This is a genomic window from Skermanella sp. TT6 (assembly GCF_016653635.2).
Classification (GTDB): Bacteria; Pseudomonadota; Alphaproteobacteria; order Azospirillales; family Azospirillaceae; genus Skermanella; species Skermanella cutis.
On sequence record NZ_CP067420.1, the window covers coordinates 1943476 to 1956814 of the forward strand.

The following is a 13339-nucleotide window of genomic DNA, read 5'->3' on the forward strand; positions in this document are numbered from 1 at the left end:
TCCCTTTCGCGGATTGACGCGGGCACCTCACCAGGCGCCGCGGGTGGGGCCGATCTGCATGTGGATGTGGTCGGAGTGCTGCTGGCGCAGGCGCAGGTCGTCGGGCGTGCCGGCGCCGTGATAGTCGGGGCAGATCACGTAGCCGCCTTCGCCGATCTCGGTCGGCGGCCAGGGATCCTTGCCCGCCCCGCGGCACTCGCACTCGAACGTGCCGAAGGCGTAGACCCGTTTGAAAAGCTCCCAGGCGGGCTCGTCGTCCTCGCCGAGGCGATAGGTGCCCGGAGCGGATGCCGGCCGGCTGCCCCAGTCGCGCAGCACGTCGAGGGCGAAGGGCCGGCCGGAAAGCCTGCCTTCGATGCCGGCGAAGTCGATCGCGCGACCCAGATTGTGGCAATCGTCCGGGTTCGGTCCGCCATGGCCGATCCCCAGATGCGTGATGACCTCGACATCCGGGCTCGACGCGTTGGCCCAGCGGGCGAGCCGCCACAGCGCCACCGCCATCCGTTGATCGACATTGTCGATCACGTCGGCCGAGCGGTTCAGCTTGTTGGCGTAGCGCACGCCAGCGACCAGGGCCGGCGACAGCGCGATCCGTTGCCGGGGCGTCGGTGACAGGATCGTTCCGTCGCCACCGATCCTCAGCGGGTTCTGCCCTTCCTTGAGCGTCAGTTGGCCGCGCTGCGCCAGGTGCGCCACGATGCCGTTGGCCTGCTGGGGCGTCAGGTCGCGGGCCGGCCGCATGAAACCGGAGGGCAGGGGATCGATCGCCAGCCCGTCGTTGGGCAGCGGTCCGGCGACCACGGCGTCGCCCAGCAGGTCGTAGATGACGTGCTCGGTGCCCCGGAAGAACACGACGGTCAAACCGTCGGGGCAGAGGGCCGCATCCACCCCGTCCGGCCAGACGCCCGGCCAGTTCTCGGCGATGCCGCGGGGATATCCCGGGTCGGCGCGGTCAAGCGCCATGTCGTAGCGGATATAGGCGCCGCCCTTGAAGAAATAGATCTTGCCGTTGCCGGCGTTGAAGGCCGCGTCTATCCCCGAGGGCCACAGGCCCGGCCATCCATGGGCGACGATCCGGGGTTCGGGATAATCGACCTGCTGCGTGCGCAAGTCGAACCGCACGAACTCGGGACCGTTGAAGAAGAACATCTTGCCGCAGCCCCAGTATACGGGGACGACCTTCCCCATGGACCAGAGCCCGGTGAAGCGGTCCGTGATCGGCAGCGGCCCGTCGCCGACGGTTCCGGAAACGGCGTCAAGCACGTGGAAGACGTTATCGGAGAACAGCAGGCATTCGTCGTTGGGCAATGCCACTGATCCGGTAAGCTGACTTGGCATGATGCATCCCCTCACGAAGTCGTCGAGACTTACCCCGGAAGAAAAGAAGCTTGTCCGGCCAACTTATTGCAGGACTCACCGCAGCTGCCCGGACCAAGTCCGCGGTTGCCAGGAGTATTTATTTCGTAAAATAATAGATGTGTCCGGGAAGCTTTATCTTTGCTTCTTCGTCAAGCCCGGATCAAGGTAACCGTAGGTCGGTTAGGGCGAAGCGGCACCCCGCAAGCGGAAGCATCGGCGTCGGATGCCGCTTCGCTCTACCCGACCTGCATGCAAAAGGATTATATTTCACATAACAATTTATGGGGCAGACACGGCCGGCAACCGTCCTTACGGGACGAACGTCTGATCAAATGATCGCCGTGCCTGGTCCTTCAAAAAATCAGTGTCACTTTCGGATTAAGGTAAACTTCTCTGTCGAGACCTGAAACTATACTGCCTTCATTGCGAGAAGATTTCCATCATCTCTAGGTGCTTAACACCTAAATGGCTTGCGATGATTCCGCAGCCGGCGGTGCAGGCGGCAGGCGGCTCCTCATGGCAATGATTTGATGCAATACTCCCGGGCAGTCCCCACATGTCAGGGTGGAATGACGTTCCCGATGCTGCTCCGATCCGGAGCATGCCGGGTTTGGCGCTGCGGAAGGCGGACCATGACTCAGCGCAGGGTGCTCAGCACCATCACCTTCGACAATCCGTTCCGGCTGAGCGGCTTCGATGAACCCCTGCCGGCGGGAACCTACAAGGTCGAGACCTATGAGGAACTCATCGAAGGGCTTTCCTTCCCCGCCTATCGGCGGACCGAGACCCTGATGTTCCTGCCTCCGCCGCCCGGCCAGGCGAATCTGATCCAGGTCGCCGTGATCGATCCCGTCGAACTGGAAGAAGCCAAGCAACGGGACGAGGCGGGAAAAGGCTGAACTCACCCTTTTCGGCTTGAGAACGCCAGTCACCAGAAAGGATCGGCATGACGACGGACCCCGTCGAACTCGACGTTCACAGAGGCATGGCTGCCCAGAAAGCCACCGTAGACCGGCGGCACACCGCCGAGGTCGAGGCGGACCGGGCGATGCTTCGCCGTCACCAGGACGAAATGGAAGAAGCCCTGTGCGCCGGTCCCGCGGCGACGTGGGAAGAGGCGGGTAAGAAGGCCCTGTATCTCATCACCCTCTTCGCCGGGACCGCGGAGGGGCACGATCCGCGGCACAGGCAACTCATCGCGAGTGCCCTGGAGGACATCCGGCGCCTGTCCGGCGATCCTCGGGCGGAAGGGGGGCCGCCGGGCGGCAGCGGGACCTGATCCCGGCGGAAGTCCGGCCGGTCAGGTGCCCGCCGGACCGTCCAGGAGCAGCCTTTTCCGTGCGGTCGCCAGCCAGGGATCCCGCACCACCAGGCTGCGCTCCGACCACGGAACCCCGTCGGGAGCGCTTGCCTCGTAAAGCTTCTGGGCGAGGGCTTCCACGTCGTGTCGATTCAACTCAGCCAAGCTGGCTCTCCCGAACCACCCGCTCCTGGTTGTTCTGCACGCTCTTGACCCGGTACTGATTGTCGGCGCCTTCCGGCGGAAGATGGCGGACGATCTCATAACGGCCAACGGACTTTTCGCGGGGCGATGCGGCGGGCGTGAAGTCGACAAGCTGTCCGACCTCGTACTTGTGGTGGCCGACTTCGGACATGACCCTTGCGGGCGTGGTGCTGCGGCGGTTCGTCATTGTTGTTCTCCCAGGTGCTGGCCAGGGGCACTGGCCGAAGGAACAGGCTTGCCGTCAGAACCGATCTCGTCGGTCCAGACGGTGAAACCGGTCAGCGTGTTCGGGCCGAAGGTCGTGCTGATGGCGACGTCGACTGCGTCCCGTCCGCGGGCGATCAGGACCCTGCCGATGCGTGGCGTGTTGTTGCGGGCATCGAAGGTGTACCACTGGCCGCCCAGATAGGCTTCGAACCAGCCGGCGAAATCCATCACGCCATGGGGCGGCGGTACGCCGATGTCGCCGAGATAACCGGTGCAATAGCGCGCCGGAATGTTCAGGCAGCGGCAGAAAGTGACCGCGAGATGGGCATAGTCGCGGCAGACGCCGACGCCCTCGTTGTAGGCTTCGAATGCCGTCCGGGTCGCCCGGGCCTGCATGTAGTCGAACTTGATATGCTCGTGGACGAAATCGCAGATCGCCTGCACCCGGTCCCATCCGGGCTTGGTCCCGCTGAACAGCTTCCAGGCGACGTCGCTGAGGAGTTCGGTCTCGCAGTAGCGGCTGGCCAGCAGGAACACCAGCGCTTCCTCCGGCAGCTCCTCCAGCGCGTGCTGCCGGGCCTCCGGGACGACCGGGTCGGGCTTGCCGCTGTCGCGGACCACGGCGGTGGTGCTGATCCGCGTCACTCCCTTCGGCGCCGTGATCCGGCTGCACCAGTTTCCGAACCCGTCGCGATAGGCCGTGATCGGCACGGCCGGCTCGGTGACGAGATGGTCGGGCACCACGATGTCGGAGGCGCGGGTGTAATGTATGTTGAGCATCAGGAGCATCGGTGTCGGCTGCGGACACTCGTAGATCAGCTCGTATCCGACCTTGATCTTCATGGTTGGGCTCCTTCGTGTTGATGCCGGGCTTGTCGATGGCGGTATCGCCCTTGCATTACATGGGCCAGTCGGTGCCGGCGGGCGGCAAGGAGGGGGCGGCGCGTTCAGGCGGCACCCTCGTCCAGCACGCTTACGCTGACATCCATCCCCAGGAAGCTGGACCTCGTCCCCGTATAGGTTCCCCACAGCGGCAGCGCCTGCGCCGGCGCCCAGGCGACGGCGACGCGGATCAGGTTGCGGTTGCCGATGATGCTGTTGGTCGGATCGAAATCCACCCAGCCCGCGCCGGGCAGATAGACCTGAAGCCAGGCGTGGGTCGCCCCGCCGCCGATGACCGGGACGGACTCGGCGCCGGGCACGAAGATGTAGCCGCTGACGAAACGGGCGGCCAGGCCGAGAGCCCGCACCCCTTCCATCATCAGGAACGCATAGTCGCGGCAGGTGCCGGTGCCTTTCGCCAGGGTTTCGGCCGGCGTCTGGACGCCGCGCTCGTAACGCCGCGAATATGTCAGCTGTTCGCGGATGCCCAAGGTGATCCTGCGAAGCAGCGCCATGGTGCCGACCCTGCCGCCCGCGGGCAGGAACCCGGCGGCCCACCGGTCCACTTCGCCGGCCGGATGATGTCGCTCCAGCGCCCGGGCAAGGTCCAGGCGTTCCTCGCGCGAATAGGCGAACGGGAAATCCTGCGCATCGTCGGCCAGCGCGTAATCGGGATGCGGCGCCTCGATATGCTCCAGCGTCACCTCGCTGTCGAACACGAGTTCCGCCGTCTCGGTGTCGAAGCTCGCCACCGCCAGAGAGTTGTCGAAGACGTCGTGGAGCCAGCGAAGGCTCTGCGGTTCCGGAGAGATGCTCAGTCGCGTCCTGACCAGGCGGAGATCATGGCTTTCCCGCGGCCGGAACATCATCTGGTGATCGCCAAGCCTGACCGGGCAGGCATAACGGTATGTCGTCACGTGGCGCACGGTCAGCAATCGGGGCGAAGCCGCGGGGGAGACGGGGGGCAGGACAGCCGTCAGGTCGATCGCCTTCCCGGCAAGCGCATTCCATCCCCGCCCATGGCTGCCGATCCGGTCATGCAGCCCCCTTGGGCGGGACCAGTCGGCCCGGCGGCGGCATGATGGAGGTTTTGATCGCCGGAGCGGCCTTCGCCTTCTTCGGCTTCTTGGCTTCGCGATTGCTCTTCTTCTGACCCTTGGCCATGGCGATTCCCCGGATGTGGCGGCGAGAACGAAGCGACCCTGCAGGTCCCAGCGCCGAGCAGCCTGTTTCCCGGAAACAGGAACGCGAAACGCGGACACGAGTCTAGACCGATCACATGTGGGTACCGAAAACAAAATTGCAAGTAATTCGGCTGAACCAACAATATCCGTCCATTCCCTGTGGAATGGTCTTGCGGTAAATCGGCGCGGTGTGAAACCGTCCGAACGACGGCCCCGGCCTCGAAACATCCGTGCGCGGACCGACCGACGCAACGATTTCCCGCTATTGTCGGAAGCGCCCGCAGGCCCTCTGGAAGGCCGGTCCGGACTCACGTCATCGAGCCGGCCTGGAGGGTCTCCTCCAGCGATTTGAGATCGCCGTGCATCAGGAGTTTCTCGCCGTTCCAGATGCAGTAATAGGGCGTCTCCGGCGAGACGAACGGATGATCGGCAGGAGTCCCCTGACCGTTCTCCACGGTGCTCGCGCTTCTCCATTTCACATAGATCGTCACGAGGGTCTTGTCCTCGTCCTTTTCCAGATACGGATGCGAGTAGATCAACGACCCGCCAGGGGGAACCAGCTTCTTCGAAAGATCGATGCACAGGCTGACCTTGTCGAGGCTGTCCTTCCGCTCGGGCGCCAAGCGTTCGGTAGCGCCAGCTCCGGACGGACAAGTCAGCAGAAGCACGCAACATGCAATTCGGCAATTATTTATCGTTATCATCGCCGATCCTGATCGGATAAATCGAGCTGTTCAGGTAAAGGTAGACTCGGCGTCAAATACAGCAATCCGCTCAAATGAGACTGACCCCAAAGGTAGAGTGACCGAGTCCCATCAGTCGGACCGTATGGCCTGCATCTATACCGTAAGTCCGCCATCCGTCTGGTTTGGGTATCACGTTCCATTTTGGGTGTCGAGATCGTTATCCGCTCCGCCTGGATCTGGACTTCGCGGTCCAGGGCAGCGTCGGGATGCCTTCCCGCGGGATCGTGCAAGGCCGGCGGCACCATCGGGGGTGCGACAATCACCGGATAAGATCCGTGAACCGTGTCGTATACCCGACATGATCCCGACAGCAGGCCGGGTCGTCGCGTTGCCAACACGACACTGCGCGGTCCGTGAGGATCGAATAACTCGTTGATCTATAGTGGAGATTCCGGAGTCTTCCGGATTGGCCCCGTTCTTGCTCAGTCCTCCCGCAGAGCGTCTAGGCGCCCTTCGGCTGCAAGGGAAGGATTGGACCATGAATGTAATCTCGTTGGACAGCATCCTCGGCGTGGGGGAGTTGAAGTCCAAGCCGGCACCGGCCGCTTCGGGCTGCACGACATCCAGTTGCGGCTCCTCCGACGGTCCCTCGGACATGGCGCCGGAAGTCTGGGAGAAGGTCAAGAACCATCCCTGCTACAGCGAAGAGGCGCACCACTACTATGCGCGCATGCACGTGGCGGTGGCCCCGGCCTGCAACATCCAGTGCAACTACTGCAATCGCAAGTACGACTGCGCCAACGAGAGCCGCCCTGGCGTCGTCAGCGAGAAGCTGACCGCCGAGCAGGCCGTCCGCAAGGTCCTGGCCGTCGCCGCCGAGATCCCGCAACTCTCGGTGGTCGGCATCGCCGGGCCGGGCGACAGCCTCGCGGCCGGAGCCAAGCAGACGATCGAGACCTTCGAGCAGCTCTCCAGGCTGGCTCCGGATATCAAGCTGTGCCTGTCCACCAACGGGCTGGCCCTGCCGGACTATGTGGACCGGATCAAGGACCTGAACATCGACCACGTCACGATCACCATCAACATGGTCGATCCCGAGGTCGGCCAGCACATCTACCCCTGGATCTTCTACGACCATAAGCGCTGGACCGGGATCGAGGCGTCGAGGATCCTCCACGAGCGCCAGATGCTGGGGCTGGAGATGCTGCGCGACGCCGGCATCCTCGCCAAGATCAACTCGGTCATGATCCCCGGCATCAACGACGAGCACCTGATGGACGTCAACCGCGAGGTCAAGGCCCGCGGCGCGTTCCTGCACAACATCATGCCGCTGATCTCGGATCCGGCGCACGGAACCCATTTCGGCCTGACCGGCCAGCGCGGGCCGACCGCGCAGGAGCTGAAGGCGCTTCAGGACAGGTGCGAAGGCGACATGAAGCTGATGCGCCACTGCCGCCAGTGCCGCGCCGACGCCGTCGGCCTGCTGGGCGAAGACCGGGGCGAGGAGTTCACCGCCGAGAAGGTCATGCAGATGGACATCGACATCGACGGCGGCGGCTTCACCAAACGCGAGACCTACCGCGAGCATGTCGAGGCCGAGCGCGCCCAGCGCCACCAGTCCAAGGCCGCCGCCATCGCCGAGGTCGCCCACATCGCCGGCGAGAAGCCGATCCTGATCGCGGTGGCGACCAAGGGCGGCGAGCGGATCAACGAGCATTTCGGCCACGCCAAGGAGTTCCAGATCTACGAGGTCGATGCCAGGGGCGCCAAGTTCGTCGGCCACCGGCGCGTCGACCTCTACTGCGAAGGCGGTTCCGGCGACGAGGACGGGCTGGAAACGATCATCCAGGCGATCAACGACTGCGTCGCCGTGCTGGTCGCCAAGATCGGCGGCTGCCCGAGCAAGTCCCTGGAAGCGGCCGGGATCGAGCCGGTGGACCGCTTCGCCTTCGAATACATCGAGGAATCGGCCCTGGCCTACTACGCCGCCTACACCGAGCGGCTCGGGACGGGTGCGATCCGCCAGAAGATCGGCGCCGACGCGGTGATCCGCCAGGGTGCCTATACCGCACGTCGCGCCTGATCCGGACCGGAGATCCGACTAAGGCGCGTGGTGCGCTGATCGGCCACCTTGGCGAGAGACCAGGGTGGCGTGAGAATCGAGACTGCGAGCGGAATCCCGGCGGCGAGGCCGGGTACAACAGGAGAAGACCGATGGCCTACAAGATCAAAGCGAGCGATTGCACCGTCTGCGGCGCCTGCGAAGCCGAATGCCCGAACGAGGCGATCAGCTTCAAGAAGGGCACCTACGTGATCGACGCGTCCAAGTGCACCGAGTGCCAGGGCAGCTTCGACTCCCCGCAATGCGCGGCCGTCTGCCCCGCCGACTGCTGCGTGCCGGCCTGACGCCCCGCATCCGGAGCCTCGGAAGGACGGGAAAGCGCCGGTCCAGGCGTCTTCCCGTCTTCGGCACCTCGGCCCCGCCCATCCCCTTTTCCGCCCAGCGTTGACGGGAGCGCGCGAGTGACACCGCCCGACACGGCGCCTTTGGATCTGACGACGAGTGGTCCGGACGACGATGCCTGGCTGTCGCGCCGCTACTATGGCGGCGACCTTCCGGCGGAGGCGGAGCGGCAGCTTCATTTGGCGGGCCGCCACTATTGCGACGACGCGCTGGCCGAGTCCCATCTGGCACGGGCGGCGGCGATCGCGCCGGGTCACCGGGCGGTCGATCTCGGACACTACAAGTACTTCCTCTACAAGGCACGCCTTGCCGAGACGCTGACCTACGCCGTCCGGATGCTCGACCATGCGAGCGCCGGCATCGGTCTCAATCATTCCGACTGGCGGCTGGTCACGCGCCGCCACGCCGATTTCGACGCCCTGGAGCCGGCGCCCCGGATCTATCTCTTCACGGTCAAGGCGCTGGGCTACCTGCATGCCCGGCTCGGCCGGCAGGAGGAGGGGCGGGCGCTGCTGGAGAAGGTGGCCGAACTCGATCCGGCGGACCGGATCGGCGTCAGGCCCCTGCTGGCAGTCCTCGACCGGCGCGCGAACGACCGCGAGGATGACGAATCATGACGTTCCATGACATGGACGAGGCCCTGGACTGGCTCGGCCGGCCGGTGGACTGCTCCGCCTGCCGCTATGCCGACCGCAAGCCGGATGGCCGGTGCCAGCCGCTCAAGGCCTGCGTCCACGATCGCTACGCCAAGCGCATCCAGCGGTTCTTCCAGTGGAACGAGGATCTCGCGGTAGAACAGCTGGACCATCCCTACTTCGAGGTGCGCGCCATCGCCGTGCGCCATGCGCCGCTGTTCCACGTGCCGCGCCTCATGGACGACCTGGACGAGACGGTGCGCAGCAGCGTCGCCCGCCGCCTGCCGCGCCGGTTGCTGCTCAAGATGCGGGGCGATCCCGACCGGGAGGTGCGGATCTCCGTCGCCAGCCGGCTGGAGGAAGGCGACCTCGCCCCGATGATGCGCGACCCGGACTACTCCGTCCGCCTGCGCGTGGCCCGCCGCGTCCCGGAAGGCATGCTGCCGGCCATGATGCGCGACGAGGACGCCGAGGTGCGGCTGGAGGTCGCCCGGCGGATCGGCCTGGAATGGCTCGCCAGCATGGCCTGGGACGATAGCCAGCGCGTCCGCCTGCATGTCGCCCAGCGGCTCTGCCCCGACAAGCTCAGCGCCATGGTCAACGATGCCGACTGGTGCGTGCGCTACGTCGTCGCGAGCCGCATCGCGGACGAGTACCTGGACTCCCTGATCGACGATCCGGTCGACGAGGTGCGCGAGATCGCCCGGCGCCGGCGCGCCGGCCTCGTCCTTCAGGACGACGTTCCATGACATCCGATGACATCACCCCGAGCCGGAGCCCCCGCCATGGCCAACCGTGATCCGCAGGACGCCAACGAACTGGAAGGCCCGCCCGAGTACGAGGTCGGCCAGAAGGTCCGCAGCATCCGAGACATCCGCAACGACGGGACCTATCCCGGCGCGCCGGTCGGCGACGTGCTGATCCCGGCCGGCTCCGTCGGCTACGTGATCAGCATCGGCTCCTATCTCCAGATGTATCACATCTACAGCGTCGATTTTTACGAGCATCGCCGGGTGATCGGCATGCGCGCCAAGGAGCTGGAGATGGTCGATGCCCTCGCCAACGCCCCGCAGAGCCACGTCCGCGCCGGCTGAACCGCCGCCCGTCCCGATCCCACCCCCGGAGCGAAGCCATGACCGATCAGAAATCCCTCGAAGACACCGGCCTCACCTCCGACATCGCCGTCCCGGAGCCGGAGGGCGGGACCGGGTACGTGCCGCCGCGCGAGCCCAAGTACGAGTGGGGCATCGCCGTCAAGGCGCTGTCCGACCTGCTGAACGACGGCAGCCATCCCGACAGCCCGGCCGGAAGCCTTCTCGTGGTCAAGGACACGGTCGGCGAGATCATCCGCGTCGGCTACGCCCCGGAAGCCAACAACCTGCCGGTCTACCTGGTCGAGTTCCCCGGCGGCAAGCTGGTCGGCTGCCTGGAGGAGGAGATCGCCCCGGTCCTGGGGGCCCGGTCCATGGTTCCGGGACGGATGGATTGATCCCGGCCCCGCAGGGCGCCGCGACCGACTGATGCGAGGTGTGCCGTGATCTACCTGGACAACAACGCCACGACCATGCCGGCCCCCGAAGTCGTGGCCGCCATGCTTCCCTACCTGGGAGAGCTCTACGCCAACCCGTCCAGCGCCCATGGTCCGGCGATGGCGGTCAAGCAGGCGGTGGGGCAGGCCCGCGGCGCGGTCGCCGGGCTGATCGGCGCCAAGGCGTCGGAGGTGGTGTTCACGTCGAGCGCCACCGAGGCCAACCACCTGGCGATCCTCGGGACGCTCCGCGCCCGGCCGGACCGGCGCCACGTGGTGACGACGGCGGTCGAGCATCCGTCCAACCTGATGCTGTTCGAGGACCTGCGCAGCCAGGGCTACCATGTCACAGTCCTGCCGGTGGACGCCTCCGGCCTCTTCCGCCGGCACGAACTGGCCTCGGTCGTGTCGAGCGATACCGCGCTGGTCTCGGTGATGTGGGCCAACAACGAGACCGGAGTCCTGATGCCGGTGGCGGAGGCCGCCGACATCGCCCGGTCGCGCGGCGCCGCCTTCCACACCGACGCGGTCCAGGCGGTCGGCCGGCTGGAGGTCGACCTACGCGAGATGAAGATCGACCTGCTGACCTTCTCCGGGCACAAGCTGCACGGGCCGAAGGGCGTCGGCGTCCTGTTCGTGCGCAAGGGCTTCGCCCTCGCGCCCGTGATCATGGGTCACCAGGAGCGGCACCTGCGCGGCGGGACCGAGAACGTCCCGGCGATCGTCGGACTGGGTGTCGCGGCCCGGCTCGCGGTCGAGGCGCTGGCGGCCCGGTCCGGCGCCGCCGTCGCGGCGCTCCGCGACCGGCTGGAAGCCGGTGTGCTGGCCCGGATGCCGGGTGCGCGGGTCAACGGCGGCGACGCCGCGCGCATTCCCAACACGTCCAACATCAGCTTCATCGACCGCAGCGGCCGACCCATGGAGGGGGAGGCGCTGCTGATGAAGCTCGACCAGGCGGGGATCCAGGTCAGCATGGGCGCCGCCTGCGCCGCGGGCGGCATGGACCCCAGCCACGTGCTGCTGGCGCTGGGGCTCGGCTCCGCCCTGGCCGCGTCCAGCCTGCGCTTCTCCCTCAGCCGCTACACCCAGGCGTCGGACATCGACGCCGTCCTGGATGCCCTGCCGCCGATCGCCGCCCGCCTCGCGGCATGACGGCGATCCGTGCGGGCCGAGTTGACATTTGATGACCTCTGGAGAGTTCCGATGAAAGTGATGCTTCGCAAGTCAGGCGGCCAGTTCATGATCTACGTCGCCAAGAAGGATCTGGAGACGAACGTCGTCTCGTCCGAGAAGCCGGCGATCTGGGGCGGCAAGGTCACCCTGGAGAACGGTTGGGTCCTGGAAATGCCCGACCTTCCGGAAGACACCCGCCTGCCGCTGACCGTCGAAGCCCGCAAGATCGAGGGCTGAGCCATGGCCCTCTCCCTCGCCGGCATCGAGACCATCGCCGCCCAGGCCTCCCAGCTCTACGCCGCCGGAACCCGCCGCGACGCCGTCGTCAAGACGCTCAAGCAGAGGTTCCAGGGTCTGACCATCACCGGCTGCCTGGAGAGCGACCTGTCGGAGGAGCCGTTCCGCGAGGAACCCTCCTACCTGCTCTATCTGGTGGACAGCCACGACCATTGCTGGAAGGTGACCCGCGAGCCGGCCCGGGCGACCGGCATCGTCATCGCCGAGCGCGAGGAGGCGGCATGACCGGCGCTCCCGGCCCGTCGGAGACCGAGGATACCGAGGAAGAGGTCTTCGCGGACATCGCGCTGACCCAGCCGGACATCGGTGCCGCCGAGACCCGGGTGATCGAGCGCATCCTGACCTCGGCCAGCCTCAACGACGGACGCCTGACGGAATCCTTCGAGGAGGCCTTCGCCGCCTATGTCGGCCGCCGCCACGCGGTCGCGGTGACCAGCGGCACCATGGCGATGCTGCTGGCGCTGAAGGCCTACGGGTTCGGGCCGGGCGACGACATCCTGTGCTCGCCCTACGGCTGGCACCAGGTGGTCCATGCCGTGGCGCTGGCCGGCGCCAACCCGGTGTTCTCCGACATCGACTACTGGTCGCACACGCTGAACCCGGTCAAGGCGGCGGAACGCATCACCCCGGCGACCAGGGCGATCATCGCCGGCAACACCAACGGCCATCCCGCGCCCTGGGACGAGTTGAGGGCATTGGCCGGCGAGCGCGGCGTCGTCCTGATCGAGGACTCGACCGAGGCGATCGGCTCGACCTACCACGGGCGGATCGTCGGCAGCTTCGGCGACTGCGCGGTGTTCGACTTCTCCGAACCCGGCCCGCTGCTGTGCGGGGAAGGCGGCATGGTCGTGACCGACGACGACGGCCTGGCGTCCCGCCTGCGCTACCTGCGCAAGCGCGAGCCGGAGCATCTGAAGTCGGTCGTGATCAGCCACAATGTTCCCTGGCAGGCCAAGCTCAGCAACCTGAACGCGGCCCTCGGCCTCGTCCAGCTGAAGCGGATCGGCGAGATCCTGGAGCGCCGCCGCGCCGTCGTCGGATATTACGAGGCGGCGATGCAGAGCTTCGAGGGGATCAAACCGCCCTACCACGCGCCGGGCGTGACGGTGGTCCATTGCCACGCCTACGCGGTCCATCTCGGCACCCGCTTCTCGGTCAGCCTGCGCAACGCGGTGATCGAGGACATGCTGACCCAGGGGATCGACTCGGCGTCGTTCGGCGTCCCGCTCCATATCCAGCAATTCTACGCCGAGCGGGGCGGACGGCGCGGCGACTGCCCGGTCGCCGAAAAGACCGCCGACCGCGTGATCGCGGTGCCGTTCCACGGCGCCCTCGACCGGGACGAGGTCGAGTTCATCGTGCAGCGGCTCAAGGACGCCACCGTCAATTCCGGCGCAGGCGCCGCCATCTATTGAAGGAA

Annotated in this window: 19 protein-coding genes; 12 read left to right on the forward strand and 7 right to left on the reverse strand. The window is 66.3% G+C overall.

Translation table 11 applies throughout. The features are described 5' to 3' along the window. Window positions 1–27: 27 nt before the first annotated feature. A complete protein-coding gene (locus tag IGS68_RS09125) occupies window positions 28–1338 on the reverse strand; it encodes a hemopexin repeat-containing protein (protein WP_201079164.1) in 1311 nt (436 codons plus the stop codon). Window positions 1339–1991: 653 nt separating this feature from the next. Between IGS68_RS09125 and IGS68_RS09130 the strand changes: the two genes are divergently transcribed. Together IGS68_RS09130 and IGS68_RS09135 are read left to right on the forward strand one after the other, a co-directional pair. Beyond that, complete coding sequence (locus IGS68_RS09130) at window positions 1992–2258, forward strand: hypothetical protein (protein WP_247881245.1); 267 nt, start codon at window positions 1992–1994, stop codon at window positions 2256–2258. Window positions 2259–2305: 47 nt separating this feature from the next. Then, a complete protein-coding gene (locus IGS68_RS09135) occupies window positions 2306–2638 on the forward strand; it encodes a hypothetical protein (protein ID WP_201079168.1) in 333 nt (110 codons plus the stop codon). 21 nt (window positions 2639–2659) lie between these two features. Here IGS68_RS09135 and IGS68_RS09140 read toward each other — a convergent pair whose 3' ends face one another. The 6 genes from IGS68_RS09140 to IGS68_RS09160 all read right to left on the reverse strand — a co-directional run bounded on the left by IGS68_RS09140 (window position 2660) and on the right by IGS68_RS09160 (window position 5804). Next, window positions 2660–2824 (reverse strand): hypothetical protein, encoded by a 165-nt coding sequence (locus tag IGS68_RS09140; RefSeq protein WP_201079170.1) that lies wholly within the window; start codon window positions 2822–2824, stop codon window positions 2660–2662. Next, window positions 2817–3050, reverse strand: a complete 234-nt coding sequence (locus IGS68_RS09145; RefSeq protein ID WP_247881246.1) for a hypothetical protein — start codon at window positions 3048–3050, stop codon at window positions 2817–2819. The genes IGS68_RS09140 and IGS68_RS09145 overlap by 8 nt, the downstream gene beginning before the upstream one ends. Then, window positions 3047–3913 carry a transglutaminase-like domain-containing protein gene (locus IGS68_RS09150; protein WP_201079172.1) on the reverse strand — a complete coding sequence of 289 codons (867 nt, stop codon included), beginning with the start codon at window positions 3911–3913 and terminating at the stop codon, window positions 3047–3049. Before IGS68_RS09150 ends, IGS68_RS09145 begins: the two co-directional genes overlap by 4 nt. Before the next feature lie 104 nt (window positions 3914–4017). Continuing rightward, entirely contained in the window at window positions 4018–4878 is an 861-nt protein-coding gene (locus tag IGS68_RS35460; RefSeq protein ID WP_247881360.1) for a transglutaminase family protein, read from the reverse strand. A gap of 109 nt (window positions 4879–4987) precedes the next feature. Next, complete coding sequence (locus IGS68_RS35930) at window positions 4988–5116, reverse strand: hypothetical protein (protein ID WP_256445757.1); 129 nt, start codon at window positions 5114–5116, stop codon at window positions 4988–4990. Between the two features lie 328 nt (window positions 5117–5444). Next, window positions 5445–5804: a hypothetical protein gene (locus IGS68_RS09160; protein WP_201079176.1), complete on the reverse strand. Its 360-nt coding sequence runs from the start codon at window positions 5802–5804 to the stop codon at window positions 5445–5447. A gap of 556 nt (window positions 5805–6360) precedes the next feature. Between IGS68_RS09160 and nifB the strand changes: the two genes are divergently transcribed. The 10 genes from nifB (at window position 6361) to IGS68_RS09210 (ending at window position 13334) form a co-directional block, all read left to right on the forward strand. After that, the gene (nifB, locus tag IGS68_RS09165) at window positions 6361–7905 is read left to right on the forward strand and encodes a nitrogenase cofactor biosynthesis protein NifB (RefSeq protein WP_201079178.1); all 1545 of its coding nucleotides are present in this window, start codon (window positions 6361–6363) and stop codon (window positions 7903–7905) included. 131 nt (window positions 7906–8036) lie between these two features. Then, window positions 8037–8228: a 4Fe-4S dicluster domain-containing protein gene (locus IGS68_RS09170; protein WP_201079180.1), complete on the forward strand. Its 192-nt coding sequence runs from the start codon at window positions 8037–8039 to the stop codon at window positions 8226–8228. A 117-nt stretch (window positions 8229–8345) separates the two neighbouring features. After that, a complete protein-coding gene (locus IGS68_RS09175; RefSeq protein WP_247881247.1) occupies window positions 8346–8903 on the forward strand; it encodes a hypothetical protein in 558 nt (185 codons plus the stop codon). Then, window positions 8900–9670 (forward strand): 4Fe4S-binding leucine-rich repeat protein, encoded by a 771-nt coding sequence (locus tag IGS68_RS09180; protein ID WP_201079182.1) that lies wholly within the window; start codon window positions 8900–8902, stop codon window positions 9668–9670. The genes IGS68_RS09175 and IGS68_RS09180 overlap by 4 nt, the downstream gene beginning before the upstream one ends. 36 nt (window positions 9671–9706) lie before the next feature. After that, the gene (locus IGS68_RS09185) at window positions 9707–10015 is read left to right on the forward strand and encodes a nitrogen fixation protein NifZ (RefSeq protein ID WP_201079184.1); all 309 of its coding nucleotides are present in this window, start codon (window positions 9707–9709) and stop codon (window positions 10013–10015) included. Window positions 10016–10053: 38 nt separating this feature from the next. After that, a complete protein-coding gene (locus IGS68_RS09190; protein WP_201079186.1) occupies window positions 10054–10410 on the forward strand; it encodes a nitrogen fixation protein NifZ in 357 nt (118 codons plus the stop codon). Window positions 10411–10455: 45 nt separating this feature from the next. Continuing rightward, window positions 10456–11601: a cysteine desulfurase family protein gene (locus tag IGS68_RS09195; protein ID WP_247881248.1), complete on the forward strand. Its 1146-nt coding sequence runs from the start codon at window positions 10456–10458 to the stop codon at window positions 11599–11601. Between the two features lie 51 nt (window positions 11602–11652). Beyond that, a complete protein-coding gene (nifT, locus tag IGS68_RS09200) occupies window positions 11653–11859 on the forward strand; it encodes a putative nitrogen fixation protein NifT (protein ID WP_201079188.1) in 207 nt (68 codons plus the stop codon). Window positions 11860–11862: 3 nt separating this feature from the next. Beyond that, complete coding sequence (locus tag IGS68_RS09205) at window positions 11863–12144, forward strand: hypothetical protein (protein ID WP_201079191.1); 282 nt, start codon at window positions 11863–11865, stop codon at window positions 12142–12144. Continuing rightward, a complete protein-coding gene (locus tag IGS68_RS09210; protein WP_201079193.1) occupies window positions 12141–13334 on the forward strand; it encodes a DegT/DnrJ/EryC1/StrS family aminotransferase in 1194 nt (397 codons plus the stop codon). The genes IGS68_RS09205 and IGS68_RS09210 overlap by 4 nt, the downstream gene beginning before the upstream one ends. The last annotated feature ends 5 nt before the right edge of the window (window positions 13335–13339 follow it).

Bases quoted from the DNA above. Each gene is read 5' to 3' on its own strand.
- IGS68_RS09205 (WP_201079191.1), top strand. From the start codon at position 11,863: ATGGCCCTCTCCCTCGCCGGCATCGAGACCATCGCCGCCCAGGCCTCC.
- nifT (WP_201079188.1), top strand. From the start codon at position 11,653: ATGAAAGTGATGCTTCGCAAGTCAGGCGGCCAGTTCATGATCTACGTC.
- nifB (WP_201079178.1), top strand. From the start codon at position 6,361: ATGAATGTAATCTCGTTGGACAGCATCCTCGGCGTGGGGGAGTTGAAG.
- IGS68_RS09210 (WP_201079193.1), top strand. From the start codon at position 12,141: ATGACCGGCGCTCCCGGCCCGTCGGAGACCGAGGATACCGAGGAAGAG.
- IGS68_RS09130 (WP_247881245.1), top strand. From the start codon at position 1,992: ATGACTCAGCGCAGGGTGCTCAGCACCATCACCTTCGACAATCCGTTC.
- IGS68_RS09135 (WP_201079168.1), top strand. From the start codon at position 2,306: ATGACGACGGACCCCGTCGAACTCGACGTTCACAGAGGCATGGCTGCC.
- IGS68_RS09125 (WP_201079164.1), bottom strand. From the start codon at position 1,338: ATGCCAAGTCAGCTTACCGGATCAGTGGCATTGCCCAACGACGAATGC.
- IGS68_RS09190 (WP_201079186.1), top strand. From the start codon at position 10,054: ATGACCGATCAGAAATCCCTCGAAGACACCGGCCTCACCTCCGACATC.
- IGS68_RS35930 (WP_256445757.1), bottom strand. From the start codon at position 5,116: ATGGCCAAGGGTCAGAAGAAGAGCAATCGCGAAGCCAAGAAGCCGAAG.
- IGS68_RS09170 (WP_201079180.1), top strand. From the start codon at position 8,037: ATGGCCTACAAGATCAAAGCGAGCGATTGCACCGTCTGCGGCGCCTGC.
- IGS68_RS09185 (WP_201079184.1), top strand. From the start codon at position 9,707: ATGGCCAACCGTGATCCGCAGGACGCCAACGAACTGGAAGGCCCGCCC.
- IGS68_RS09150 (WP_201079172.1), bottom strand. From the start codon at position 3,913: ATGAAGATCAAGGTCGGATACGAGCTGATCTACGAGTGTCCGCAGCCG.
- IGS68_RS09180 (WP_201079182.1), top strand. From the start codon at position 8,900: ATGACGTTCCATGACATGGACGAGGCCCTGGACTGGCTCGGCCGGCCG.
- IGS68_RS09145 (WP_247881246.1), bottom strand. From the start codon at position 3,050: ATGACGAACCGCCGCAGCACCACGCCCGCAAGGGTCATGTCCGAAGTC.